Source organism: Brevibacterium renqingii (assembly GCF_017808105.1).
Taxonomy (GTDB): domain Bacteria; phylum Actinomycetota; class Actinomycetes; order Actinomycetales; family Brevibacteriaceae; genus Brevibacterium; species Brevibacterium renqingii.
The window spans coordinates 36,323-60,151 of record NZ_JADBHF010000016.1 but is presented as its reverse complement, the minus strand read 5'-3'; the positions used below and the strand labels follow the sequence as shown (position 1 = coordinate 60,151).

At 66.0% G+C, this 23,829-nt stretch carries 20 protein-coding genes and 1 tRNA gene; 13 read left to right on the top strand and 8 right to left on the bottom strand.

What is annotated here, in order from left to right:
- Nucleotides 1-109 precede the first annotated feature (109 nt).
- Together IHE57_RS14725 and IHE57_RS14720 are read right to left on the bottom strand one after the other, a co-directional pair.
- A complete protein-coding gene (locus IHE57_RS14725) occupies nucleotides 110-2,305 on the bottom strand; it encodes an FAD/NAD(P)-binding protein (RefSeq protein ID WP_366933982.1) in 2,196 nt (731 codons plus the stop codon).
- Nucleotides 2,302-4,293: an LCP family glycopolymer transferase gene (locus tag IHE57_RS14720; protein ID WP_209374301.1), complete on the bottom strand. Its 1,992-nt coding sequence runs from the start codon at nucleotides 4,291-4,293 to the stop codon at nucleotides 2,302-2,304. Before IHE57_RS14720 ends, IHE57_RS14725 begins: the two co-directional genes overlap by 4 nt.
- 842 nt (nucleotides 4,294-5,135) lie before the next feature.
- Between IHE57_RS14720 and IHE57_RS14715 the strand changes: the two genes are divergently transcribed.
- Nucleotides 5,136-5,224 (top strand) — tRNA-Ser (locus tag IHE57_RS14715).
- A gap of 56 nt (nucleotides 5,225-5,280) precedes the next feature.
- Here IHE57_RS14715 and IHE57_RS14710 read toward each other — a convergent pair.
- Nucleotides 5,281-5,430 carry a hypothetical protein gene (locus IHE57_RS14710; protein WP_209374299.1) on the bottom strand — a complete coding sequence of 50 codons (150 nt, stop codon included), beginning with the start codon at nucleotides 5,428-5,430 and terminating at the stop codon, nucleotides 5,281-5,283.
- A gap of 410 nt (nucleotides 5,431-5,840) precedes the next feature.
- Here IHE57_RS14710 and IHE57_RS14705 point away from each other — a divergent pair, with 410 nt between their 5' ends.
- Both IHE57_RS14705 and IHE57_RS14700 read left to right on the top strand, forming a co-directional pair.
- Nucleotides 5,841-6,041, top strand: coding sequence for a hypothetical protein (locus IHE57_RS14705; protein WP_209374297.1), 201 nt, complete (start codon nucleotides 5,841-5,843; stop codon nucleotides 6,039-6,041).
- Nucleotides 6,031-6,771, top strand: coding sequence for a hypothetical protein (locus tag IHE57_RS14700; protein WP_209374295.1), 741 nt, complete (start codon nucleotides 6,031-6,033; stop codon nucleotides 6,769-6,771). The genes IHE57_RS14705 and IHE57_RS14700 overlap by 11 nt, the downstream gene beginning before the upstream one ends.
- Before the next feature lie 211 nt (nucleotides 6,772-6,982).
- On the opposite strand, the gene IHE57_RS14695 is transcribed toward IHE57_RS14700, so the two are convergent.
- Nucleotides 6,983-7,702, bottom strand: coding sequence for a hypothetical protein (locus IHE57_RS14695; RefSeq protein WP_209374293.1), 720 nt, complete (start codon nucleotides 7,700-7,702; stop codon nucleotides 6,983-6,985).
- A gap of 737 nt (nucleotides 7,703-8,439) precedes the next feature.
- Here IHE57_RS14695 and IHE57_RS14690 point away from each other — a divergent pair.
- The 7 genes from IHE57_RS14690 (at nucleotide 8,440) to IHE57_RS14660 (ending at nucleotide 15,137) form a co-directional block, all read left to right on the top strand.
- A complete protein-coding gene (locus tag IHE57_RS14690) occupies nucleotides 8,440-9,033 on the top strand; it encodes a short chain dehydrogenase (protein ID WP_209374291.1) in 594 nt (197 codons plus the stop codon).
- A 166-nt stretch (nucleotides 9,034-9,199) separates the two neighbouring features.
- Nucleotides 9,200-9,904, top strand: a complete 705-nt coding sequence (locus tag IHE57_RS14685; protein WP_343071789.1) for a GntR family transcriptional regulator — start codon at nucleotides 9,200-9,202, stop codon at nucleotides 9,902-9,904.
- A gap of 265 nt (nucleotides 9,905-10,169) precedes the next feature.
- Nucleotides 10,170-11,417 (top strand): NAD(P)/FAD-dependent oxidoreductase, encoded by a 1,248-nt coding sequence (locus IHE57_RS14680; RefSeq protein ID WP_209374289.1) that lies wholly within the window; start codon nucleotides 10,170-10,172, stop codon nucleotides 11,415-11,417.
- Nucleotides 11,418-11,540: 123 nt separating this feature from the next.
- Nucleotides 11,541-12,440 carry a dihydrodipicolinate synthase family protein gene (locus IHE57_RS14675; protein ID WP_209374287.1) on the top strand — a complete coding sequence of 300 codons (900 nt, stop codon included), beginning with the start codon at nucleotides 11,541-11,543 and terminating at the stop codon, nucleotides 12,438-12,440.
- 23 nt (nucleotides 12,441-12,463) lie between these two features.
- On the top strand, nucleotides 12,464-13,555 hold the full coding sequence (locus tag IHE57_RS14670; RefSeq protein WP_209374285.1) for a proline racemase family protein: 1,092 nt from the start codon (nucleotides 12,464-12,466) through the stop codon (nucleotides 13,553-13,555).
- Nucleotides 13,556-13,561: 6 nt separating this feature from the next.
- On the top strand, nucleotides 13,562-14,305 hold the full coding sequence (locus IHE57_RS14665) for an SDR family NAD(P)-dependent oxidoreductase (protein WP_209374283.1): 744 nt from the start codon (nucleotides 13,562-13,564) through the stop codon (nucleotides 14,303-14,305).
- Between the two features lie 76 nt (nucleotides 14,306-14,381).
- The gene (locus IHE57_RS14660; protein ID WP_209374280.1) at nucleotides 14,382-15,137 is read left to right on the top strand and encodes an SDR family NAD(P)-dependent oxidoreductase; all 756 of its coding nucleotides are present in this window, start codon (nucleotides 14,382-14,384) and stop codon (nucleotides 15,135-15,137) included.
- Nucleotides 15,138-15,194: 57 nt separating this feature from the next.
- Here the strand turns inward: IHE57_RS14660 and IHE57_RS14655 are convergent, their stop codons facing one another.
- From IHE57_RS14655 to IHE57_RS14645, 3 genes are read right to left on the bottom strand one after another with little or no spacing between them, the layout of a single operon-like run.
- Entirely contained in the window at nucleotides 15,195-16,043 is an 849-nt protein-coding gene (locus IHE57_RS14655) for an amino acid ABC transporter ATP-binding protein (RefSeq protein ID WP_209374278.1), read from the bottom strand.
- Nucleotides 16,040-16,771 carry an amino acid ABC transporter permease gene (locus tag IHE57_RS14650; RefSeq protein ID WP_209323973.1) on the bottom strand — a complete coding sequence of 244 codons (732 nt, stop codon included), beginning with the start codon at nucleotides 16,769-16,771 and terminating at the stop codon, nucleotides 16,040-16,042. Before IHE57_RS14650 ends, IHE57_RS14655 begins: the two co-directional genes overlap by 4 nt.
- Nucleotides 16,772-16,796: 25 nt before the next feature.
- Entirely contained in the window at nucleotides 16,797-17,639 is an 843-nt protein-coding gene (locus tag IHE57_RS14645; RefSeq protein ID WP_209374276.1) for a substrate-binding periplasmic protein, read from the bottom strand.
- A 248-nt stretch (nucleotides 17,640-17,887) separates the two neighbouring features.
- Here IHE57_RS14645 and IHE57_RS14640 point away from each other — a divergent pair, with 248 nt between their 5' ends.
- A complete protein-coding gene (locus IHE57_RS14640) occupies nucleotides 17,888-18,925 on the top strand; it encodes an Ldh family oxidoreductase (protein ID WP_209374274.1) in 1,038 nt (345 codons plus the stop codon).
- Nucleotides 18,926-18,959: 34 nt separating this feature from the next.
- On the opposite strand, the gene IHE57_RS14635 is transcribed toward IHE57_RS14640, so the two are convergent.
- Nucleotides 18,960-20,735, bottom strand: coding sequence for a PucR family transcriptional regulator (locus IHE57_RS14635; RefSeq protein ID WP_209374272.1), 1,776 nt, complete (start codon nucleotides 20,733-20,735; stop codon nucleotides 18,960-18,962).
- 115 nt (nucleotides 20,736-20,850) lie between these two features.
- On the opposite strand from IHE57_RS14635, the gene IHE57_RS14630 reads away from it, so the two are divergent.
- Nucleotides 20,851-22,335: a CoA-acylating methylmalonate-semialdehyde dehydrogenase gene (locus tag IHE57_RS14630; protein WP_209374269.1), complete on the top strand. Its 1,485-nt coding sequence runs from the start codon at nucleotides 20,851-20,853 to the stop codon at nucleotides 22,333-22,335.
- Nucleotides 22,336-22,399: 64 nt separating this feature from the next.
- Nucleotides 22,400-23,773 carry an aspartate aminotransferase family protein gene (locus IHE57_RS14625; RefSeq protein WP_436627491.1) on the top strand — a complete coding sequence of 458 codons (1,374 nt, stop codon included), beginning with the start codon at nucleotides 22,400-22,402 and terminating at the stop codon, nucleotides 23,771-23,773.
- The last annotated feature ends 56 nt before the right edge of the window (nucleotides 23,774-23,829 follow it).

The following is a 23,829-nucleotide window of genomic DNA, read 5'->3' as shown; positions in this document are numbered from 1 at the left end:
CGCGGCGGGCTTCGCCCAGAGCTCGGTCCACGACAGACAGCTTTGGTTACGCACCGAGCTCTCTGTCGTGGATAGGGCTCTCGACAGAGAGTCTCAGAGTCTCAGAGTCTCAGAGGAGGTCGAGGATCGCCTCGGCGGCGGCATGCGAGTCGTTGAGGGTGGCGGCGTCGACACCCGGATTCGCCGCGATCGCCAGCCCCCACTGCATCGAGGACAGTTGGATCGACAGTGCGAAGCGGCGCGGATGGACCCTGCCCTCGACATCGATCGTCCGGTAGGGGCGGGGCGTGAGGGCGAGCCCGTTGAGGGACTTCTCGCGGCCGTCGTCCAAGGTCAGGCGTGCGGCGGTGAGCTGCCCCCGCTCGAGCATCCCGTGCAGCAGGACGTCGGCGGCGCGGGCCACGGAGTTCGTGGGGGAGGCGGCGTCGATGACGACACCGCCGGTGATCGAGCCGACGGCCTGCGCCGAGGTGACCGTGAAGATCTCCGGGCGCGTCCCCTGTGCGTGGGGCGTCGGGCCGTCGGTGCCCGAGGATTCGAGTGCGGCAGTGTTCTCCTCGATGCGCATATCGGGTCCGATGAAGGAGACGATGCCGGCTTCGGCCAGGGCGAGGAGCTCGGCGATCCGCTGCGGGGGAGGGCCGTCGCAGATGCCGGAGACGAAGCCTTCGAACCAGCCGCAGACCTCCATATCGATGCTCACGCGGTCGATGTGGCCGGCGACGATGAGCTCTTTGAGCAGCAGCCGGGACTGCCACAGCACTGGGAACAGGGCCTTCTCCGGACAGCCGGTCGGACCCGCCAGCGAATTGCGCAGATCGGTGCGCAGGAAGTCGAGCATCCACTCGTGCAGTGAGTCGGGCTCACCGGGTTCGCGGCTGGTGAACAGCTCGCCCTCGAGGGGGTTGAGCAGCGCGTGCAGGGACATGCGGTCGGCAGGATCGGGGACCAGTTCCTCTTCGATCTCGAACCAGGCGAAGGCTTCGCGAGTGACACGACCCTGGCGCGCGGCGTCTTCGGTCGCTGTCGCACTCGCCCTCGGCTTCGGCGCGGATTCGTGTTCTCTCGTCTGCGCAGGGTGGGTCTCCTGCCAGGTGCGCCGGGTCAGATGCCTCGACACGGCCTCGGCGATGGCCTCGCGCAGCCGACCGGGGTCACTGGCGAAAGCCTCGGGGCGGACCTGCGAGAGCGTGCGATAGTAGGCCAGGCGCAGATCGGCGAGGATGAGAGGCCACAGCTGGTCGTTGAACCGGGCTTCGGCGAAGCGGTCTCCGTCGAGGTCGTCGAGTCCGGCGAGCAGGGCGACATTGTCCCGAGTGAAATAGCGCAACGGCCAATCCGACCTCGGGTGCTCGTGGCTGATGGGCTTGCTGCGATAGGGGATCCCGCGGCGTGAGCCCAGAGCCAGGTGGGGTTCGAGTCCGCTGGGCTGGTAGCGCAGCTGCCCGTCGTTCAGGGGGACGAACCGGCCTCCGCGCTCATGGGTGAACAGCGTCTGCAGGTCGAAGTAGTTGAGTCCCATGCCGCGGACGATCACGCGGTCACCGGGGGCCACCTCGGCGACGGGGGTCTCAGCGGGCAGGCCCTGCGGCAGATACACGCCGCCGCCCAGTTCGGCGAAAGCGGCGAGCCGTGCGCGCTCCTCGGGCTGGGCGCTGGGGATGTGGCCGACGGCCAGCACGACGGCTGAGGCGATGATCGTCGTCCCGTCCTGGCAGCGCACGAGCTGTTCGGGGGCGGGCGCATGCGGCTCCGAATCGGTGCCCGGTGCGGCAGTGTGCGAGTCTGTCGAGTCCGCGTCGGGCACGAGCAGGTCCATGGCGGGAAGGTCGATGACCGACTCGGCCTTCGTCCGATGTTCGACGATCTCGATGCAGGCCGGTGCGCCAGCGCGGACGCGGCCGTAGGCGTCCCGGAGGTAGCGGCCGTAGAGGGTGCGGCTGGGGAAGGTCGAATCGAGTGGGTCGGTGCCGCCGGCGGCCAGATACCACTCGGCCATGGACGGGCCGGGAGGCTCGTCGTCGGCGCCGAGGAAGGAGCAGCTGGCATCGGGGAAGACGGTCTGCTCGCCGATGGTCGTGTTCATGAGCAGCGACTCCGGCTGATCCGTGCGCCACACGATGCCCGCTCCCGGCGGGTACGGGTCGATGAGGTGGATGGTCAGCGCGGGACCCTCGGACTCGGCTGAGTGGTCGGCGAAGCGCTTCGCGGCCAGGGCGACGAGCCGTTCGAGGACGGTGAGACCGCGCGGGCCGACGCCGATGATCGCGACCGCGGGAGCGTGGGTCCGGGCGGTCGGGGTCACCCCTGCTCGCCGGTTCCGCCGTTGGGACCCGGGTATCCTGGGAACTCGTCCCCGGGCTCGAATCCCTTCGGGTAGCACTTGCCTTCGGCGTTCGGTTCGCCCGGCGTCTGGGAGGGGCTTGCGCCCTCTTCGGCCTGCTCGCCGGTGGACTCGTCCGCGGATTCCGTGGGTTCCTCGGAGGCGGTGTCAGAAGACTCCTCGTCCGTCTCGGAGTCCTGCGACTGGCTTCCGTCGTTGGTCGGCTTCGGCGTCTCCTCACCGTTCGAGGCGCCCTTGACCTCGCCGAGGATCCACTTGTGGAGGACGTCGAAGTCCGGATCGTAGGTGGGGGTGACGTCGTTGTTGATCTGGACCGAGGTCACATCGCCCTTCTGCATCATGAGGGCGAGTTCGATGAAGGCAGGGATCTCGTTCTGGGGGATCGAGGTGGCGATGTTCCGCGTCGCCGAGTTCGCGAGCTTCGGATACGCCGAGGCGATCTCCTGCGGGTCGACCTGCTCGAGCGTGGTCTTGAGCATGCGCTGCTGACGGCACATGCGGTCGTAGTTGTCGCTGCCCTCACGGGAGCGGACGTACCACAGCGCGTCTTTGCCCTTGAGCACCTGCGGTCCCGGATCGACCCATCCGTAGACTTCGTTCTTGACGCCGGACATCGACTTTCCCCCGCCCATCGGAATGGGGCGTTCGACGTCGATCTTCACTCCGCCGATCGCGTCGACGACGTCTTCGAATCCGGCCATGTCGACCGAGGCCCAATAGTCGAGGTTGAGGCCGAGCGAACCTTGGACGGCCTGCATCGTCGCCCACATTCCGGGTTCGAGCCCGTGGGTGTTGCCGATGGCGTCCTCATTCTGTTCGCCCCACTGCCATACCGCGTTGATGAGGTCCTGGGAGGGATCGCCTGAGGGACGGAAGCCGTCGGGCCAGGCTTCGTCGAGTTCGCTGCCTTCGGGGAAGATCGGGAAAGCGAGGTTGCGGGGGACGGAGATGAGCGCCGCGTTGCCGGTCTTCGTGTCGATCGAGGCCACGAGCATCGTGTCCGGGCGGGTGCCCTCACGGTCGTCGCCGTTGTCGCGGCCCATGAGGAAGACGTTGATATAGGGCTTGTCCGCCCACAGGTCCTCAGCGCTCTGGGCCTTGCCGGTGCTGGCGCCGAAGAGGCTGGACACCGTCGAGGACTGGACGCGGGCGAAGACCGATCCGACGCCCAGCGGGATGCCGATGATGAGAGCGAGGGAGACGACGAGGACGCCCGCCATCTTGTTCTGCCAGGGCCGGTACCGATGCCCGCGCCGCAGCCCCAGATGAGACACGATCATCACGAGGATCCAGATCACGGCCACGAGCACGGCGCCGATGGCGAGGAAGTTGAGCAGGGAGGGACTGGAGACGATCGTGGCGACCGCACGCACCGGCCCCTTGACGAGCAGGTAGACGAGTCCGGTGAGCAGGGTGAGGACGAAGAGCCCGAACACCACGAGGCCCACGGGACGGAACCGTGTGCGCAGCAGACCGACGCCCGGCAGCAGGGTGCTCAGCGAGGTCCAGCCGACGAGGCTGGGGAAGGACTCGCCGAGGCGGGAGGAATGACGCCGGGCGCGCGCCGTTTCGTGGGCGGCCGCGTTCTCGTCGCGAGTTCTCTTCTGTCCCCGGTCGCGAGAGCGACCGCGGGCGCGTTCCTCGGCCGAGCGTCGTTCGCGGGCGTCGCGTCGAGTCGTCGGCGGCGCCTCGTCGGCGTTCGGCTCGGGCCGCGCACCGCTCGCTGCGGCGCCGGAGCCGAGGGCTGTCGCGGCGACGTCGTCGACGGTTCCGGCATCCCTCGCCGAGGTGGTCGAGACCTGCTGCGTGAATGTGCGGGGAGCTTCGTGGCCCGTCTGGCCAGCGGCGGCTCGAGAAGACTCGGAGTGTTCGTCACGAGGTGTGTTCGAGCCGGCGGCTGCGGCCACCCCGGCGGCTGATGCTCCGCTGGCGGCAGCTGCGCGCAGCATGCGGGCCTCGCGGCGAGTGCGCGGGGCCACCGGACGTGGAGTGGGCGCCTTCGGAAGATCTGCCGGCGAACCTGCCGATGAGCTTCTCGAAGTGCTGCTGGACGAACCGCTGGTGGCGGTCGAACCGCCGGCCGAGCCTCCGGCGCCAGTCGGAGTCGCGGGGCGGGCGCTTGTGTAGGCGCCGTTGACGAAACGGGCGTCGGCCGGAGTGCCTTGGTCTCCGGGCCGCGCAGTCCGAGGCGAATCGGTGCGAGACCGATGCGAATCCAATGAGCCGGGGCGCGACTGTCCGGAGTCCGACTGCCCGGTCGAGCTGTCATCGCTGGCGGCGGTGTCGCCGCGGAATCGGGGGCGGGAGGAGGCGCGGAGCCGACGACCTGCAGCGGGAGAATCGGGGTCGTTCCCGTTCGGTCCGTGCTTGTCAGGGGGAAACTCTGGCAAGTTGTCTACTCCTCAAAAACTCTCTTCTCGTGCACAGCGGCCCGCTCGTCGTTCTCTTCACCGGCGCAGGACACACCGGCGGACACTGGTGTTCCTGACCGGCAGCCCCGAGGGGAAATGAGAGAAGACCGCAAAGCACTTCACGCCGATTTTACGCCCGGAGATTGATGAATGCTGGAATTCCGGTGTGGACGAGCACAGGAAAAGAGGCATCCGGCCCGGATTCTCGCCGCTCATCGCCTCCCGATGCTATGACGAGGGCCACTCGCGCACTATGACGGAGACCACTCCGGTGGCGCGGCTTTGCCCTGGGTGCCCCCTGTCCCTTAGGCTGTAACCCGTAGTGCTGGAAGGTGTGTCGTCGAGCCGAGTGCCGGAGACGCTCCCCCAACATTGCGAATGGAGTCGTGGCTGAGCGGCCGAAAGCGTCACCCTGCTAAGGTGAAGTCCTCCGAACGGGGGACCGTGGGTTCAAATCCCACCGACTCCGCGCTGTGATGTCTCAGTACATCGGAAACACCCCGAACCCATGGTTCGGGGTGTTTTTCATTGCTTCTGGTAACGTCGTGTGGGGTCAAGGACGAAGTCCTTGAGGATCTCGCCGGTACGTTTGTCCACGATGATGATGTGGCGGTCTTTGATGATGAGGACGACGCGGGTTCGGGCGTGGGTTCGTCCGACACCGATTGAGTACATTCTCGAGTCGTAGCGCAATGAGACCTTGCCTTGTTTGTCGATCCTGTCGGTGCGGTATCGCGTCTTGTCCTCCGGCAGTGGTGTGGGGGCGTCTTTGGGTGCACTGATGTAGGCAGCCCAGGGGGTTGTCTTCTTCGCGGAGTGGATTCGTTCGGTGTTGTATACGTGCTGGAACGTTGCCAGGACGGTGTTGAGGTCATCGACGAACAGGCTTCCTCATTCCTGTCTCAGCGGTGCATCGGTCTAGTAATAGACATCATCATGATTTGAGGGAGGGAGACCCGCCTAAGCCGCGGGTGGCGGCCGGCCCCAGGGGGAGGGGAAGCCCCCGTCCCTCTTCTGAGCACGGCGACAATCTCATGTCAGTGCCTCTGCCTAAGATCGGGCAAACTGGAATATCATAGTGGTACGTGAGAGGGGTGGTCGAGGTGGCAATTATTACGCCGATCGTACTGTCGACCGCAGAGGCCGAGCGAATTCGCCGAGACCTAGTCTCGAACATCGGTGATGTAGACGATTTTAAAGCTCGAGCCGAGTCATATCAGCTCGACACCGAAGATCGTGCGCTGTATGACGATCTGATCGAGATTGAGTTCTTGCTTGGACGCTGAGGCCGAGGAGTCGGTCGACCCTCGGCTATTCGAGCAGGCGAAAATCTTTGCTACCGCCCTCACTGAAACAGTGAGGGCGGTCGTGCCTGATAGCGATGCGTTTGTGCCGATGATCCTCAGGGAGTCTCTGTCGGTGCGCCAGGGTCCGCGTGCTGGCATCGTGCTCACTGTCAATAAGAAGCCTCTGTTCGAGCTCAAAGCGAGCTATCAGTGTTGCATGGACCGCTACGACGACTATCTCGCGATCCTGGAATCAAAGTTCGAGATCATTCCGCACTTATCCGCAGAGCAGCTCATGCGTTTTGAGTATGTGCGCGATTACAGGAATGCGCCGGTCGCTCACGCTCACGTTCATGCGCCTCGAGCTGCATTCGACTATCTGATGGACAATGCCGGAACGGCGACACGTCGAGCGCGGCAACGGGGCAAGCGAGATGATTTGGCGCCGATTCAAGATCTTCACTTCCCGCTCGGCGGTCACCGATTCCGACCGTGCCTCGAAGACATTCTCGAGACCCTCATCGATGAGTTTGGGGTCGATCATGAGTTGGGAGCGATGGAAGCTCTCGCCGATGGACGCGAAGCGTGGCGCAGAGGTCAGACGAAAGCGGTGGTTCGGGATGATCCCGAATCTGCGATCGGCGTGCTGCGGAAGCTCGGCTATGACGTCGAGTGGACATCAGACGAGCCCGAGCCCCCGATACATTGGGACCGTCTGCGCAAGCACTGATACAGCGGCCAGACGACCGGACGCCGGGAGCCGATGACCGTGCAGATCGCCGCGGCATCGACGGCGCCTATTCTGGGTGCGGGGAAACGGATTAAGGGGCAGTGGAGACGAGGCACGTTAGGTCGGAATTCCGACCTAAAGGCGAAGGGCAAAGAACCTTTCGCTCAATGCGGTCTCATTCTCGACGCCCTCGGTCGCGACGGCTTCGTGATTAGAGTTGTCGGGCGACGTTGTTGACGGCGTTGGCGAATTCCCGAGCTTTAGTCTCGTTCTTGGCTGAGGTTTCGATTAGTCCGGTGCGACCGTTGTTGTCGGTGATGACGATGTAAACCTTGGCACGGTTCTTCTTCCACATGCCGCCGACGATGGCTCCGGCTGGACCGAAGAGTAACCCGCCGCCGATGACACGGGTCGCCGTCATACGTCCGCCGATGTTGGCTCCGGTTTCGAACTCGGCTTTCGCTCCGGCGAGGCTAAACGCTTGTCCGTTGCCGAAGAGTGTGTCGCCGTCGAGCTTCCATCCTTCGAGCGTAGCGTCATGGCGCTGGAAGCTGTATGTGGCTGGTTGGCTCTGACTCGCCGGTGTCGACTCGGTCGAAGGCGTCGATGCGGGTGCGCTTGCTTGACGATGCCTGTTGAGGATGGCGCACAGCTCAGTTGCTCGACTCGCCTGTGAGCCTGCGGTGTAGATAATCTGCTGCGGTCGCCCTGGTCCGGTGGGGTTGTAGGAGGCGGTGTAGATCTCGACTGACCCGTTTTTCCCGCCCTTTGGTTTTTCGTTGTTGACTGCTGTGATTGCGCCGAGGGGGGTTTCGACAGTCTTTGGTACGCCGCCCATTCGCCGTAACCGACCATGATTGAGAGTCACATTCTCGTCGTCGACGTTGACTGTCGTTCCGTAGAACTTGAACTCGATTCTGCTATTTAGCACGGCTGCCCTCCGCTGGAGCTGTGTTTCTAGCCACGATAACACCGGGGTTCGCGTGTTGAGTTGGACGGTGCTGCGACGACATCGCCGAGTACGTGAACGGCAAGACCTCGTGCGGATGCTCTCCGACGAGGGGATGAGTACGAGAGCAATCGCGCCGATCGTCTTGGCGAGCAAATCTCAGGTGGCCGAGGAACGCTCAGGTGTCCAGAACTGTGGACACCTACCTCAGCCCCGACAAACGTCGACACCGACACCGGCGATGTCCCCACCAGATCGGCTTCCTGCGTCGTTCTCGGCTGTTATCGCGGCTGTCCGGCGGACGTGAATTCCGTGAGCACATTTTGGGCACATTTTCCGTGAAAGGGGGTAGCCGGCAGTGGCTGGCCGTGACTGCGTGAGGCTTGAAATAGGGTGATAGGCCAGGGACCAGGAGCTGCCCGAGAGTTCAAATCCCACCGGCTCCGCATTTGTGATGTCTCAGTACATCGGAAACCCCTGCGCGCCGCTGTGACAAGCGGAGCGCGGGGTTTTCGCTTGCCCCGAAACGGCTCCCGTGGCACGTGGAATGGCGCAGCGGGCACATTTCGGGCTCAATCTGCGTCCACATTCAAGGCATGAGGGGTGGTCGGGAATCAGGTCATCCCCTACACTCGGCAGTGTCAGTTGAAGGAATGTCTGACAAAACCGATATCGAGCATCTTGTTCGATGCAGTGAACCACAGCGCGAGGAGGTCAGGATGAAGATTCTGCTGGTGGGATCAGGCGGACACGTCGGCGGTGTGGCGCGAGCCGAACTCGAGAAGCGCGGGCACGAAGTCATCGGCGCCACCCGCTCGACCAATCCGGGAGTGGACACCTCTGACGCCGACTCGATCTCCTCGCTGCTCGAGGCGGTCGGTGAGGTCGACGCGATCGTCGTCGCCGTCGGCGCGGCCGCCTTCAAGCCGGTCACGGAACTCACTCGCGAGGATTACACGGAGGCCTTCGTCTCGAAGACGCTCGGCCAGATCGAGTTCGTCACCCAGGGTCTCGAGCACCTCAGCGACGGCGGCTCGATCACCTTCGTCACCGGCGTGCTCAGTCGTGAACCCGTGCCCACTGCCGCGGCCGCGGCCATGGCCAACGGCGCCGTCGAATCCTTCGTCGTCTCCGCCGCGCCCGAGCTGCCACGCGGCGTCCGCATCAACGCCGTGAGCCCGAACGTGCTCGCGAATTCACCGCACTTCCATGACGCTTTCGCCGGCATGACCCCGGTGAGCGACCAGGCAGTGGCGAATGCCTTCGTGCGCTCGATCGAGGGCAACGTCACCGGACGTATCCTCACGGTCTGAGCCGCTCCCCAGGAGCAGGTCAGTAGAATGAAGGTCAGTGAAAGCCAGTCGGTTCGACGAGGGAAGAGGCTGTCCGCGGTCATGGAGCCGGCAGCGGTCGCCTCCAAATGAAATCGAGTCGATGACAGAGCAGTCGTATCGAGAAAGCAGTCAGACAGTGGAGCCGGTGGAGAATGAGCGAGCCGCAGCGGAGCGTTCTTCTGCGCGGACTCCCGTCTCGAACACCGAGCGCAGACAGCGCGTCATCGACGAGATCAAACGACGCATCGTCCTCGGCGAGCTCCGCCCCGGGCAGCGGATCATCGAAGCAGATCTGACCTCATCGCTCGAAGTCAGTCGCCCCACCGCGCGTGAGGCTCTCAACCAGATGGCCCGGGACGGCTTCCTCATCCAAGAAGCCTATCGGGGCCTGCGCGTGGCCGATATCGAAGTGGACTCGCTGCTCGAGATCGCCCGCGTCCGCGTCGCCCTCGACACCGAGGCGATCGACGAGATCCTCGACGATGCCACGGGCGAGCGTATGGCCCGCCTCGAAGAGATCTGGGACCGCTTCGAGAGCGAGAGTCATGAGGCCGACCAGCTCGCCGTCCATGAGGCACACGTCCGGTTCCACCGCGGCATCTGGGAAGCTGCGGACAATTATCTGCTCATGCGCATCTGGCCCGTCGTCGAGGCGCAGATGACCATCATCCTCGCATACGACCAGTTCACCAGGCGCGACTCCGGTCGCGCGCACGCCATCCACGCAGCGCTCATGCACGCCATCCGCAACGGCGACCGTGCCCGCATCCGCACAGCGCTGAACGTCCACACGATGGACAGTGCCCAGGAGCTCGCGCTCCTCGTCTCCGGGGCCGCGGACCAGGGCTGAACCCGCCGAGGCGGCCGAGGCTGCGAGTGCCGCTGCAGTCGTTCGCGATCTGCTGTCCGCTCCGCCGATCCCAGCGCCACTGCGCTCTCCCGTGGCGGCCTGAGTGCACGGGCGGCACCCGAACAACGCCCATCGATCGCAGAGGCCCAGGGGATTGACGCACCTGCAAACTCTGCGTAGCGTATTCCTCAAGTGATTGTCATACAATAATCGCTTCGTCGAAACCGGCCGCATGACGGCCGTGGGGACCAATGGAGGTAACCGGATGAGGACTGTCGTCATCGGCGGAGGCGTGGTGGGGCTCACCACGGCCTACGAACTGGCCGTTCGCGGGCACGAAGTCATCGTCATCGAGGCCGGACGCTGCGGCGCCGGTGCCTCCCACGGAAATGCCGCGAAGATCGCGATCGCCGAGAGCACTCCCGTTCCTGCACCAGGCGTGCTCCTCCAGGGCATCCGCTGGATGCTCAGGCCCGACAGCCCCCTGTCGATCAGACCGTCGCTGGCTCCTGGCTATCTCAAGTTCCTGCTGCGCATGGCCACACACTGCAACGCCCGTGACTTCGAATCCGGACTCGACCTCCACCTGCGTCTCGGTGAGGACGCGAACGATCTCTTCGACGAGTACCAGCGGCAGGGCATCGACTTCGAGATGCACGATCGCGGAGTGCTGCTGGCCTTCGAGACCCGCGAGCGGTTCGACGAGCACTGCGAGAGCCTGCCCGCCTTCGAGTCGGCCGGCCACCACCCGCAGCATCTGCACGGTGACGAGGTGCAGGAAGCCGAACCGGCGCTCAGCGACCGGATCCGGCACGGGCTCTTCTTCGGTGCCGATCGGCAGATCGAACCCGACTCCCTGACCGCGGGGCTGCTCGCGAAGCTCGCGGACCTCGGTGTCGCCGTGCGCGAGAACACCCGCGTGAAGCGGTTCGTCCGCTCGGGTGAGACCGTCACCGCGGTCGTCACCACCGATGCCGAGGTGATCCGCACCGAGTCGCTGGTCATCGCCGCCGGCGTCCCCTCCGGCTCCCTGCTGGCCGGACTCGGGCAGAAAGTTCCGATCTACTCCGGCAAGGGCTACAGCATCGACTACTCTCCGGCGCCGATCGAGCTGCACACCTCGCTGACCCTCGAAGACGCCCGCGTCGCCGTCACCCCGCTCGACGGGATGCTCCGGCTGGCCGGAACCATGGAGTTCGGCAGCACGGACGACCGAGTCAGCGAGGTCAGGGTCGAAGCCATCCGTCGCGCTGCCCGCGAAGCCTTCCACGCCTGGGGAGACGGTGCCGGAGAACGGACCCCGTGGGCGGGATCGCGCCCCATGACTCCCGATGGGCTGCCGGTCATCGGCCGTCTCGACTCGGTGCGAAATGCCTACGTCAATTCGGGCCACTCGATGCTCGGACTGACCCTGGCACCCGCATCCGCACGACTGCTGGCAGAGCTGATGACCGACGGCCGTCCGTCTCTGCCGGCCGAGCAGCTGGCGAAGGTCTCGCCGAGCCGGTTCTGACGAACCGCATCTGACGAACCGCAACGGAACTATCCGCCCCGACCGCTTCGTACACCCGTCCTCCAAGGACACCCGACACCGACCAACCTTCCAGACGCAACCGACCCCGTTAAGGAGCACACCATGTCCACTCAGCAGTTCACCGGCGTTCTCGCCGCCGTCGTCACCCCGTTCACCACAGACGCCTCCGCCGTCGACGTCGCAGGCATCGGCCGCCAGGTCGACCACATCATCGACGGCGGTGTCCACGGACTCGTGCCCGGCGGATCGACCGGCGAGTTCACCTCTCTGACCGTCGAGGAGCGCAAGGCCTCGAACCGCGCGTACATCGAGGCGGCGGCCGGTCGCGTCCCTGTCGTCGCGGGCACCGGAGCCCTGAGCACCGCTGAGACCATCGAACTGACTCGGGACGCGAAGGACGCCGGAGCCGATGCGGTGATGATCGTCCCGCCCTTCTACGACGCCCCGGACTTCGAAGCGCTCGTGGCCCATTACTCGGCGGTGACCGAGGCGGTCGACATCCCGATCATGTACTACAACATCCCCGCGGCCACCGGAGTGGAGCTGACATCGCAGCAGCTCGGTGAGCTCGGCCGCCGCACCGGGGTGACCAGTTTCAAGGACACCGGCGGGGACTTCCCGAAGTTCACCGAGGTCCACTTCGACGAGGCCGAGCACATCCAGGCGCTCAACGGCTGGGACACCCTGACCTTCGCCGCCTTCGCTCTCGGTGCCGGCGCCGGCGTCTGGGGCGCGGCCAGCATCATCCCCGGTCTCTGCGCCGAGCTCTTCCAAGCTGTCGCCGTCGACGGGGACCTCGATCGCGGCCGCGAACTGTGGGCGAAGATCAATCCGATCTGTGTCTTCCTCGAGTCGCACAACTATGCTGGCGCCATCAAGGCCGGGACGGCACTCGTCGGAGTCGACGCCGGGCCGACCCGCCTGCCGATCCAGCCGCTGGCCGAGGAGCATATCGCAGAGCTGCGCGGACTGCTGCGGAACGCCGGTGTCTCAGTCGGCTGACGAACCCCCGGAAACGAGGAAGTGTGAAGAACAGGCAGATCATCCAGGCGGTCGACGTCCATGCCGCCGGAGAGCCGGGCCGAGTGCTTCTCGGATCGAATCTCAAGGTCAAGGGCTCGACCATGGCCGAGAAGCTGCGCTACTGCCAGGAGCATCTCGACGACTTCCGCACGCTCATCCTCCAGGAGCCGCGCGGCTATCCGGGACTGTGTTCGCCGATCGTCGTGTCCGCGACTGACCCCAGCTGCGACTTCGGGATGATCGTCATGGAGCAGGGCGGATTCAAACCGATGTCCGGGTCGAACCTCATCTGCACCGTCACAGCTCTGGTGGAGACCGGATCCGTCGACGTCAGCGAACCCGTCACAGAGCTGCGCATCGACACGGCCGCCGGCCCCGTCACCGCCCGCGCCGAGGTGGTCGACGGCCGCGCGAAGAACGTGACCTTTGACAACGTGCCGTCGTTCGTCCACGGACTCGACCTGCCCCTCGATGTGCCCGGCTACGGAACGATCCCGGTCGACATCGTCTTCGGCGGACAGTTCTACGTGCAGACCACAGCGAACAGCCTCGGCGTGGATCTCGAGCCTGACAATGCCAAGGAGATCATCCGCGCAGCGAGCGTCATGCTGCAGGCGGCGAACGAGACCTTCACGGTCAGGCACCCGCTCATCCCCGAGATCGACTCGATCGGCCTGCCGATGATCCACGGACCCGCACGCACCCCGGGCACCGACGGGCGCAACGCGGTCGTGCTGCCCAACGGAATCGTCGACCTCGCCGACCCGAGCACCTGGTCGGGCACGCTCGACCGGTCACCCTGCGGAACCGGCACCAGTGCTCGCGTGGCGGCCAAACACGCACGTGGGGAACTCGCGGTCGGCGAGCGGTTCGTCCACGAGTCGATGATGGGCACGACCTTCACCGCCGAGGTGAAGGAGACGACGACGCTGGCTGGAATGCCGGCCGTGATCCCCTCGATCAGCGGCCGCGGATGGATCACCGGGTTCCAGCAGCTCGTCGTCGAAGCCGACGATCCGTTCCCCGTCGGTTACACCGTCGGAGACATCTGGGGTCGCGGAGCCGGCCGGATGACGGCCGGAGACGAGGACTGAACGGATATGGAACTGCAGTCACGCACGATCATCGTCACCGGAGCAGCCGGCGGCATCGGATCGGCTATCACCGCGGCCTGCGCGAGACAGGGGGCGCGGGTGGCGGCGGTCGACCGCGTCGAAGCGACGAGACCGACAGGTGAGGACATCCCCGCCGAGGCGGTCACGCCCTTCCTCGCGGATCTGTCCACATCCGCCGGCTGCGCGGATCTGCTCGTCGAGGTGACCGACCGCCTCGGCGCCGTCGACGGGCTCGTCAACTGCGCCGGAGTGATGCGTCGAGGCGACCTGCTCGAGATCGACGAGGACGACTGGGCGGCGACCTATGCCGTCAACGTCGACGCCGTCATGCGGCTCTGCCGGGCAGCGCTGCCTTCCCTCAAGGACGCCGATTCCGCCGCGATCGTCAACATCGCCTCGCAATGGGGACTGCAGCCGGCGGGCGGGCACATCGCTTACAACAGTTCGAAGGCCGCAGTGGTCTCGCTGACGAGGAGCCTGGCCAGGGACTTCGGTGCTCACGGGGTGCGGGCGAACTCGATCTGCCCCGGTGAGATCCTCACGCCCATGCTGCAGCAGAAGCTCGACGACAACGGCATCGCCGAATCCGAGCTGGCCGCATCGGTTCCGCTCGGTCGCCTCGGCCGGCCCGCCGAGGTCGCCGAGCTCACGACCTTCCTGCTCAGTGACCGAGCCTCATTCATCTCGGGAGCCGCGATCGAGATCGCCGGAGCCCAGCAGGTCGGCTGAGACCGGGCACCCGGAAGAGGCGGGGCCGGACACCGAGAAGAGGCGGGGCCGGACCCGCCTGAGGACAGGAGAGACCATGACCGAAGGGGCTGCGGGAGCACTGCAGGGCCGGCGAGTGCTCGTCACCGGAGCGTCGAAGGGGATCGGTGCCGCGATCACCCGTGCCGTCCACCGTGACGGCGGCAGCGTGGCGATCCACTTCAACTCCGACGAGGTTGCCGCTCAGGCCCTCACCGACGAACTCGGTCCCCGGGCCCACCTCGTCCACGGGGATCTGTCCGCTCCCGCGACGGCTGCGCGGGTGTGGACCGAGGCGGTCGAGGCCATGGGCGGCATCGACACGGTGGTCAACAACGCCGGCGCCTGGATCGCTTCACCGCTCATGGGCGAGTCGGACTGGGCCGGGGGATGGGCCGCGAACATGCAGCTCAATCTCCTATCGGCGGCGGATCTGTGTCGGCAGGCTCTGCTGTCCTTTCCCGAGCAGGGCGGGGGAGCGATCATCAACATCACCAGTCGTTCGGCCCACCGCGGCGACGACGCCGAGCATCTCGCCTACGGTGCGGCCAAGGCCGGACTGCTCAGCCTCACGAAGGGGATCGCACGAGGGTACGGCCACCTCGGCGTGTGCGCCTATGCCATCGCACCGGGCTGGGTCGACACGGGTCTGGCGGCGGGCGCGGTCTCCGACGGAGTGCTCGCAGGTCTTCCCCTGCGCGAGATCACGCCCCCGCAGGACATCGCCGAGCTCGTCTCCTTCCTCGCCTCGGGCCGCGCCCGGCATCTCACCGGCTCGACGATCGACGTCACCGGCGCGGACTACGTGCGCTAGCGGACCGAAGCGCAGACGGCGGCCCCCGAGAATCGCTTCCCGGAGGCCGCCGGGTGCTCAGAAGCGCACGGCCTCGATGAACTTCTTCAGCTCGGGGTCGTTCGTGTGGTTGAAAGCCTCGTCCGGAGTCGCATTCACCGCGATCTCTCCCTCGTGGAAGAAGACGACGCGGTCCGCGGCTTTCGAGGCGAAGGCCATATCGTGCGTGACCAGGGCTACGGCGATGCCTTCCTCTTCCTTGAGCCGGCGGAGCACATCGAGCACCTCGGCGGCGACCGGCGGATCGAGCGCCGAGGTGATCTCGTCGCAGAGCAGCAGCTTCGGCTGCATCATCAGCGCCCGAGCGATCGCGACGCGTTGGCGCTCACCTCCCGAGAGCTGGACGGGCTTCGACCGGATGTGATCGGACATCCCCACCTCGGCGAGAGCCTTCTCAGCTCTTCCGAGAGCCTCGCGTTCGGACATTCCCAAGCGTTTGCGCGGGGCCAAGGTGAGGTTCTTGAGAACATCCATGTGCGGCCAGAGCGTGTAGCTCTGGAAGATCATGCCGACATGTGAGTCGACCTGCTTCCATGCGGGGGTCCGCTTGGCATCCGCGAAGACGACTTCGCCGTCGAAGACCATCTCCCCGTCATCCGGGTCGGTCAGCCCGGCGATGGCCCTCAGCAGGGTGCTCTTTCCCGAGCCGGAGCGGCCGATGATCACGGTGATGTCTCCGGCGCGCATGTCGAAGTCGATGCTCTTCATCACCTCCCGGTCGCCGAAGCTCTTGCGCAGGCCCCGGCAGGAGACGAGCACGTCGCCGATGTTCGCGGTGATCGCACGCCCCGTATTCGTGCGAGTCGCACTTGCTCGAGCGGGCCCCGGATGAGTGGTGCTCGGCCCGGCGGCATTCGTTTCGCTCATGGCTTCACCTTCACTTTTCCGCTCGGCATCATCTGTACGGCCAGTCCCTTCTTCTTGCGCACACTGCTGCCCATCATGAGGTTGCGTTCGATCTTGCTGAGGATGAGCGAGGCAGGGAATGCGATGACGAAATACATCAGCGCGGCTACGGTGAGGATCTCGAGCGCTCGATAGGACTCGGTCGAGATCTTGTTCGCTGTGAACATGAGGTCGGCCACCGCGATCGTCGACACCAGCGCCGTGTCCTTGAACAGCGAGATGTTGAGCGAGAGGATCACGGGCAGCTGCTGTTTGAGTGCCTGCGGCACGATGATGTACCGCATCTGCTGGACCCGGGAGAGCCTGAGCATCTTGCCCGCCTCGACCTGTTCGGGAGGTACCGCTTGGAATCCGCTGCGATAGGCCTCTGCCATGAAGGCGGTGAGGTTGAGCGTCAGCGCGATGACAGCCGAGATCGTGCCGGGGATCGTGATGCCCGTCAGGGTCGGCAGGGCGTAGTAGACCCAGAAGAGCTGCACGAGCAGCGGCGTGCACCGGAAGATCTCGATGTAGATCTGCGCAAGCCAGCGGACGACCTCGATGTTCGACATGCGCAGGAACGCCACGGGGATCGCCAGGATCATGCTCAGTACGATGACGACCACCGCGATCTCAAGCGTCATCAGCAGGCCATCGAGCAGCCGGGGGAAGTTGCTCGTGACGACGCTCCAGTCGAATTGATAGTTCATGATGTCTCCTCGTCGATCATCGTCGTCACTTCATTTCGAGATCGCCGAGGTCCGAGGGGTCGACGACACCGGCTTTGTCGAGGGCAGCCTGGAAGGAGCCGTCGTTCTTCGCATTCTGGATCGCGATGTTGATGATCTGCAGGGAGCGGGCGTCGATATCGGGGCTCACCCCATAGTTCGAGTCGCTCTTGAAGATCACCGGATCGGGACGGACGATCTTCAGCGACTTGTTCTTCTGGGCGGCGTCGGCCAGAGTCGGCAGGTCACCGAAGGCTGCGATCGCGCGTCCGGCCTCCATGGCCGTGATCGACTGGGGGATGGCCTCGGCGTTGACGATGTCGACGTCGAACTCCTGGACTCGTCGTTCATAGGAGGTGCCGGAAGCCACGGCGATGCCCTTGCCGGAGTCGACGATGTCCTCGGTTGATTTGAGGCCGGAGTCGGCCTTGACGATCCACACGCCCTCGTAGGTGTAGACGGGGTCGGTGAACTGGATCGCCAGGGATCGCTCCGACGTCGCATCGAGGTAGGCGCCGACGTCGAATCGGTCGGCTTGGAGGCCGGAGACCATCTTCGACCATTCGGCGGCGACCGGGGTGAACTTCACGCCCATCTCCTTGGCGAGATTCTGCAGGGGGAGGACGTTCGGGCCTCCCATCTTGCCGTTCTCCTGCTCGCCGGTCATGGGCGGCGCCGAGGCGATGCCCACGCGCAGTTCGCCCTGGTCCTTGATCTTCTCGATCCACGCGCCGTTCTCGGTGCCTCCGGCGCCGGAACCTGATCGCAGACCGGCCCCGAAGTAGCCTCCGGCGAGGGCGAGGACTATGACCCCGACGATGGCAATGATGATCTGACTTGTCTTGGACATCTTTGTCTCTCTTCGTCATGCCCCGGCACGGTCGTCGGACCGGGGGCTGGGAACATCGACGGAACTTCGCCTGGAGGCGAAGCGACACAACGAACCGTCAAGTGTCATACAATCGACCTTATAGTGAACGTTCGTGATTTGCGACACATGTAGGCAAGATTGACATGCAACAGTTACATTGGACGGAGACGATTCAAGACGGCTTGATGTTGTATGACAAAGATGTCTATTTTTGAGAGGCGAGTCAGATGAGCGGCAATGGGGCGGCAAAAGGAGCCGAGGAGCCTCGGGGAGCGGAGCGCATCACCTTCGAGGATCTCGTCGCGGCGATCGAATCGAAGCTCACCGCCGCCGGTGCCGCCCCGGCGACTGCCCGAGTGCTGGCGACCAACTGCGCCTCCTGCGAGCGCGACGGCACGCTCAGCCACGGAGTCTTCCGGGTGGCCGGCTATCTGGATTCGCTCGAGCGCGGGTGGGCGGACGGAACCGCCGAGGCGAGCGTCGAGGTCGCCGGCGCCTCCTTCGTCCGCATCGACGGACGCAACGGCTTCGCGCAGCCGGCATTGGCCGCCGCAGGACCGCAGATCGAGCAGGCGCTGGCAGACACCGGCGTCGCGGTCGTCGCCCTGCGCAACACCCACCACTTCAGCGCCCTGTGGCCCGAGCTCGAGTCCTTCGCCCGCGACGGTCGGGTCGCGATGGGGATGATCGCCAGCGGCAAGCTCGCCGTCGTCCCCGAGGGCGCAACGTGCCCCGTCTTCAGCACGAACCCCTTCGGCTTCGCGACTCCCGTCGCCGAGGCAGACCCCGTCGTCTTCGACTTCTCCACCTCCTCGATGTCCCATGGCGACCTCCAGCTGCTGCGTACCGAAGGCGAAGAGGCTCCGGTCGGCACCGGCGTCGACTCGGCCGGTGTCGCCAGCACGGATCCGAACGACATCCTCGACGGAGGCGGCATCCGGCCCTTCGGCGGGCACAAGGGCGCGATGCTGTCGTTCATGATCGAGACTCTCGCGGCCGGACTCACCGGCGGCGCCTTCACCTTCGAGATCGATGCCGAGGCGCCCGAGGGGGCCCACACCTTCCGCACAGGCCAGCTCTACATCGTCATCGACCCCGAGCGGGGCGGGAACGAGGCCTATCCTGCCCGAGTCCAGGGGTTCGTCGACATGCTCCGTGGCGCGGGGATGGAGCGTCTGCCAGGCGATCGTCGCTATGCCAATCGCGCCGAGGCGGCCGAGCGCGGAATCCCCGTCACCGACACCATCCGCGCGCTGTTCGACTGACCCGACGACGCGGAGGACGCCTGGCCCGACGTCGTCAGCCGTGCAGCCGCCACCACAGCAGAGCGACGTGGAGTGCCGTGCGCGATTCCGGATCGTCGAGTGAGACGCCGAGGCGGTCCTGCAGCTTCGTGATCCGCGCGTAGAGCGCGGGCCGGGACAGGTACCCGGCCCGCGCCATCGCCGACTTGTTCCCGCCGTGGGCGAGGTAGAGCTCGAGGAAGTCGAGGAGCTCGTCGTCGGAGGCGGTCCGGGGCGCTCCTTCGAGGCGTTCACGGCTGCGGCGGACGCCGTCGCCGGTGGCGTCGCCGAGCAGCGGCCCGAGCTCGCCTTCGGCGAAGGCCCGCAGGCGCGAGTCCTCCGCCAGAAGCGCCAGCAGCCCCCGGAGGCGGACGTCCGAGGAGCGGTAGAAGGACCGTTCACGGACATCGAGGGTGGAGGCGACCTCGGCGACCTGCGACGCCGCCTCGAGCCGGGAGACGGCGCCGAGCAGGGAGGTGCTGGGCCGCCCGGCCCCGACGACCCAGCTCGCCGTATGTCCCTCGAGCTGCGCGAGGAGGCGGGCGAGGAGGTCATCGGAGACCGCAGTGATCGTCGTCGACCTCCGTGATCTCGCGCGACGGGCCGGGGCGAGGACGAAACCGAAGACGCCCGACTGCAGACTGATCATCAGGCAGCACAGACCCAGCCGCGAGACGGCGGAGACGACCTCCTGCGTCAGCCCGCGCTCCTGCAGCTGGACACGGGTCGGATCGGTCTCGGGGTCCTGGTCGAGCCGGATGACGACCGGGGTGAGTTCGGCCCCTTCAACGGGAGTGAAGCCCAGGGATCGGGCGCGGTCCAGTGCCGAGCGTTCGTCGAGCCCCTCGGAGTCAGAGATCTCCCTGATCAGACCGCTCTGCGCCTGCAGCAGCAGATCCTGTTCGTCGCGGTCGGCCATGCGGGTCAGCGTCAGGGCCTCGCCGGCACGCTCGATGATCTGGTCGACAGCCGCGGCCGTCCGATCAGGGCCGGGCACGACCAGACGCCCCCACCGCCGGGTGCGCAGACCGACCGGGGTCTGCCTCCAGCTCCCTGTCTCACCCGCCCCGGGCGAGGTGGCGGCCCCGGTGACGAGATCCGCCCATTTCTGGGTCAGGGACCGCGAACCGTGTCCGGCGTGGGCGAGCACCCGATGGGCGACGTCCTCGAGGACCACCGGTGTGCCGAGCAGCTCGGCGGTGCGGTCGACGATCGTCTGCGCGTCGGCCTGATCCAAACTCAGCCGTGTGTAGGTCTCGTGGATTTCGCGCGCGTGCTCGAGCCGGGAGATCTGCTGGGCGAGGATCCGCCGATGAGCGAGCTCGGTGATCCTGACGAACTTGACCCGATGCGGCAGCAGGATGACCGGCAGCTCGCGTCCCGAGGCGGCCGCGCGCACTATCGCGCTCGCCTCCTCGTCGGGGGCCGAATCCGCATCGACGAGTTCGACGATCGTTCCGGCGGCGCCCGCACGTTCGAGCTGATCGAGGAATTCCGAGACGGCCGCGGGCGAACGACGGAAAGTGGTGGCCGTGGTGAGGACGAGCTCCCCGCCCTCGAGGAAGCGTTCGACGTGCTCGGAGTCGGCGATGTGCACCCAGCGGATCGTTCGGCGCAGCTCCTGTGCGTCCGCGAGGACCTCGGGATCGGCGCTGCTGACCTCTGCGAACCCGAGCAGATCGGCGATGCTCAGTGATCCTCCGCCGGCCTCCTGTTCGGCCGCACCGGGCGGATTTGCGTCGTCCGTGGGTGCGCCGGCTCGCCGAGTGAACGATTGCCTCGAAGTCTCCATTGACACAGTGTAAAACCGGTGGCTCCGATCCTGACAGTCTGGCGCTGTTCTGGGCGGGCGCGCGGGCGGAGGATGGACTCAACCGACCATCATCGACGACGAAGAAGGACGCCCTATGCCCACCCTCTCCCATTGGATCAACGGACAGACCGTCGCTGCGAGCACCGACACCCGCCTCGGCGATATCACGAACCCCGCCACCGGAGTCGTGCGCGGCCAGGTGGCGCTCGGTTCGAAGGAGACCGTGGAGTCGGCGATCTCCGCGGCCGCCGAGGCGTTCCCCGCATGGCGAGACACCTCGCTGGCGAAGCGGACCTCCGTCCTCTTCTCCTTCCGCGAGCTGCTCAATGCGCGCAAGCAGGAGCTGGCGGAGATCATCACCGCCGAACACGGCAAGGTCGTCTCCGACGCCCTCGGCGAGGTCGCCCGCGGCCAGGAGGTTGTCGAATTCGCCTGCGGCATCGCCGGCCACCTCAAGGGCGGCCACACCGAGAACGCCTCGACGAACGTCGATGTCCACTCGCTGCGCCAGCCCCTCGGCGTCGCCGCGATCATCTCGCCCTTCAACTTCCCGGCCATGGTGCCGATGTGGTTCTTCCCCGTCGCCATCGCAGCCGGCAACACCGTCGTGCTCAAGCCCTCGGAGAAGGATCCCTCGGCCGCGAACTGGATCGCCGAACTGTGGAAGGAAGCGGGTCTGCCCGACGGCGTCTTCAACGTCGTCCACGGTGACAAGGAAGCCGTCGATACGATCCTCGAAAGCCCCGAGGTGGCCTCGGTGTCCTTCGTCGGATCGACCCCGATCGCGAAGTACGTCTATGAGAACGGCACGGCGGCCGGCAAGCGGGTCCAGGCCCTCGGCGGGGCGAAGAACCACATGCTCGTCCTGCCCGATGCCGACCTCGATCTCGCCGCCGACGCCGCGGTCAACGCCGGCTACGGTGCGGCAGGGGAGCGGTGCATGGCGATCTCCGTGGTCGTCGCCGTCGAATCGATCGCCGATGAGCTCGTGAGCAAGATCGCCGAGCGCACCCGCACCCTGCGCGTCGGCGACGGGACGGAGGAGCCGGACATGGGACCGCTCGTCACCGCCGCTCACCGCGACAAGGTCGCCGGCTACATCGACGCGGGAGTCGAGTCCGGCGCCGAACTCGTCCTCGACGGACGCGAGCACGATCACGCGGACGGCTTCTTCCTCAACCCGACCCTGTTCCACGAGGTCACGACCGATATGTCGATCTACACCGACGAGATCTTCGGGCCCGTGCTCTGCGTCGTCCGGGTCGCCGGCTACGACGAAGGCCTCGACCTCATCAACGCGAACCCCTACGGCAACGGCACCGCGATCTTCACCAACGACGGTGGAGCGGCCCGGCGCTACGAGAACGAAGTCGAGGTCGGGATGGTCGGCATCAACGTGCCGATCCCCGTCCCCGTGGGCCACTACTCCTTCGGAGGATGGAAGAACTCCCTGTTCGGCGACACACACGCCTACGGCGAGGAAGGGGTCCACTTCTTCACCCGCGGCAAGGTCGTGACCTCACGCTGGCTCGATCCCAGCCACGGAGGTCTCAACCTCGGATTCCCCACCAACGACTGATGCCGACCGAAATCGGCCCCACCTCGGCGAAGGAGCAGCCATGACAACGATCACCACAGAACACATGCAGTCAGCGAACGACGCCCCGGGAATCGGTGAGGACCTCCTCGCGGCCGGGCGGCGGGCCCATGAGCTCGACCGCGCCCATGTCTTCCACTCCTGGCAGGCCCAGGGGCCGTTCCAGCCGATGACGATCGTCGACGCCGAAGGGCCCTACGTCTGGGACGGTGAGGGCCGGAAGCTGCTCGACATGTCCTCGCAGCTGGTCAACACGAATATCGGACACCAGCACCCGGCCGTCGTCGCGGCCATCCAGGCCCAAGCGGGCAAGCTGTGCACGATCGCTCCGCAGCACGTCAACGACGCCCGCTCCGAGGCGGCCAGGCTCATCGCCGAACGCACCCCGGGCGACCTCGACCACGTGTTCTTCACCAACGGCGGAGCCGATGCGAACGAACACGCGATTCGCATGGCCCGTCTGCACACGGGGCGGACGAAGGTGCTGTCGGCCTACCGCAGCTACCACGGCGGCACGCAGCTGGCGGTCAATGTCACGGGTGACCCCCGCCGGTTCGCCAACGACTACTCGGCCGAGGGCATCGTCCACTTCATGCCCTCCTACCAGTACCGCTCCTACTTCAATTCGACCTCGGAGGCGGAGGAGACGCAGCGGGCGCTGGCCCACCTCGAGGACATGATCACTCTCGAAGGTCCCGACAGCATCGCCGCGCTCATCCTCGAGACCGTCCCGGGCACCGCGGGGATCTACGCTCCGCCTGCCGGCTACCTCGAAGGCGTGCGCGAGCTGACGGCCCGGTACGGGATCGTCTTCATCGCCGACGAGGTGATGGCCGGCTTCGGCCGCACCGGACGCTGGTTCGCCGTCGACCACTGGGATGTGACGCCCGATCTCATCACCTTCGCCAAGGGCGTGAACTCCGGGTATGTCCCGCTCGGCGGCGTCGCGATCTCCGATGCGATCTTCGAGACCTTCCGCGATCGCGCCTACCCGGGCGGGCTGACGTATTCGGGACACCCGCTGGCCTGTGCGGCAGCGGTGGCGACGATTTCCGCGATGGAGTCCGAAGGGATGGTCGAGAACTCCGACCGCCTCGGCGCGGAGATCATCGGGCCGGCGCTGCGGGAGATCGCTGGGTGTCACCCCTCGGTCGGCGATGTGCGGGGCATGGGCTGCTTCTGGGCCGTCGAACTCGTCAAGGACCGGACGACGAAGGAACCGCTGGCCGCTTACGGCGGCAGCTCACCGGAGATGAACGAAGTCATCGCCGCTCTCAAAGCCGATGGAGTGCTGCCGTTCGCGAACTTCAACCGAATCCACGTCGTCCCGCCGCTGAATACGCCTGACGACGACCTCCGGTTCGGACTCGCAGCGCTCGACCGAGCGCTCGACGTCGCCGATCGCTTCGTCACGGAGTAAGCCAGCTTCGAACCTGCTTCGCGGCGGGACATTCGCGCCTACGGGCCCCATTCGGA

Coding starts and splice junctions, on each gene's coding strand:
- IHE57_RS14720 (WP_209374301.1), bottom strand. CDS start 4,293: ATGCTGCGCGCAGCTGCCGCCAGCGGAGCATCAGCCGCCGGGGTGGCC.
- IHE57_RS14710 (WP_209374299.1), bottom strand. CDS start 5,430: ATGTACTCAATCGGTGTCGGACGAACCCACGCCCGAACCCGCGTCGTC.
- IHE57_RS14690 (WP_209374291.1), top strand. CDS start 8,440: ATGAAGATTCTGCTGGTGGGATCAGGCGGACACGTCGGCGGTGTGGCG.
- IHE57_RS14680 (WP_209374289.1), top strand. CDS start 10,170: ATGAGGACTGTCGTCATCGGCGGAGGCGTGGTGGGGCTCACCACGGCC.
- IHE57_RS14675 (WP_209374287.1), top strand. CDS start 11,541: ATGTCCACTCAGCAGTTCACCGGCGTTCTCGCCGCCGTCGTCACCCCG.
- IHE57_RS14665 (WP_209374283.1), top strand. CDS start 13,562: ATGGAACTGCAGTCACGCACGATCATCGTCACCGGAGCAGCCGGCGGC.
- IHE57_RS14660 (WP_209374280.1), top strand. CDS start 14,382: ATGACCGAAGGGGCTGCGGGAGCACTGCAGGGCCGGCGAGTGCTCGTC.
- IHE57_RS14655 (WP_209374278.1), bottom strand. CDS start 16,043: ATGAGCGAAACGAATGCCGCCGGGCCGAGCACCACTCATCCGGGGCCC.
- IHE57_RS14650 (WP_209323973.1), bottom strand. CDS start 16,771: ATGAACTATCAATTCGACTGGAGCGTCGTCACGAGCAACTTCCCCCGG.
- IHE57_RS14645 (WP_209374276.1), bottom strand. CDS start 17,639: ATGTCCAAGACAAGTCAGATCATCATTGCCATCGTCGGGGTCATAGTC.
- IHE57_RS14640 (WP_209374274.1), top strand. CDS start 17,888: ATGAGCGGCAATGGGGCGGCAAAAGGAGCCGAGGAGCCTCGGGGAGCG.
- IHE57_RS14635 (WP_209374272.1), bottom strand. CDS start 20,735: ATGGAGACTTCGAGGCAATCGTTCACTCGGCGAGCCGGCGCACCCACG.
- IHE57_RS14630 (WP_209374269.1), top strand. CDS start 20,851: ATGCCCACCCTCTCCCATTGGATCAACGGACAGACCGTCGCTGCGAGC.
- IHE57_RS14625 (WP_436627491.1), top strand. CDS start 22,400: ATGCAGTCAGCGAACGACGCCCCGGGAATCGGTGAGGACCTCCTCGCG.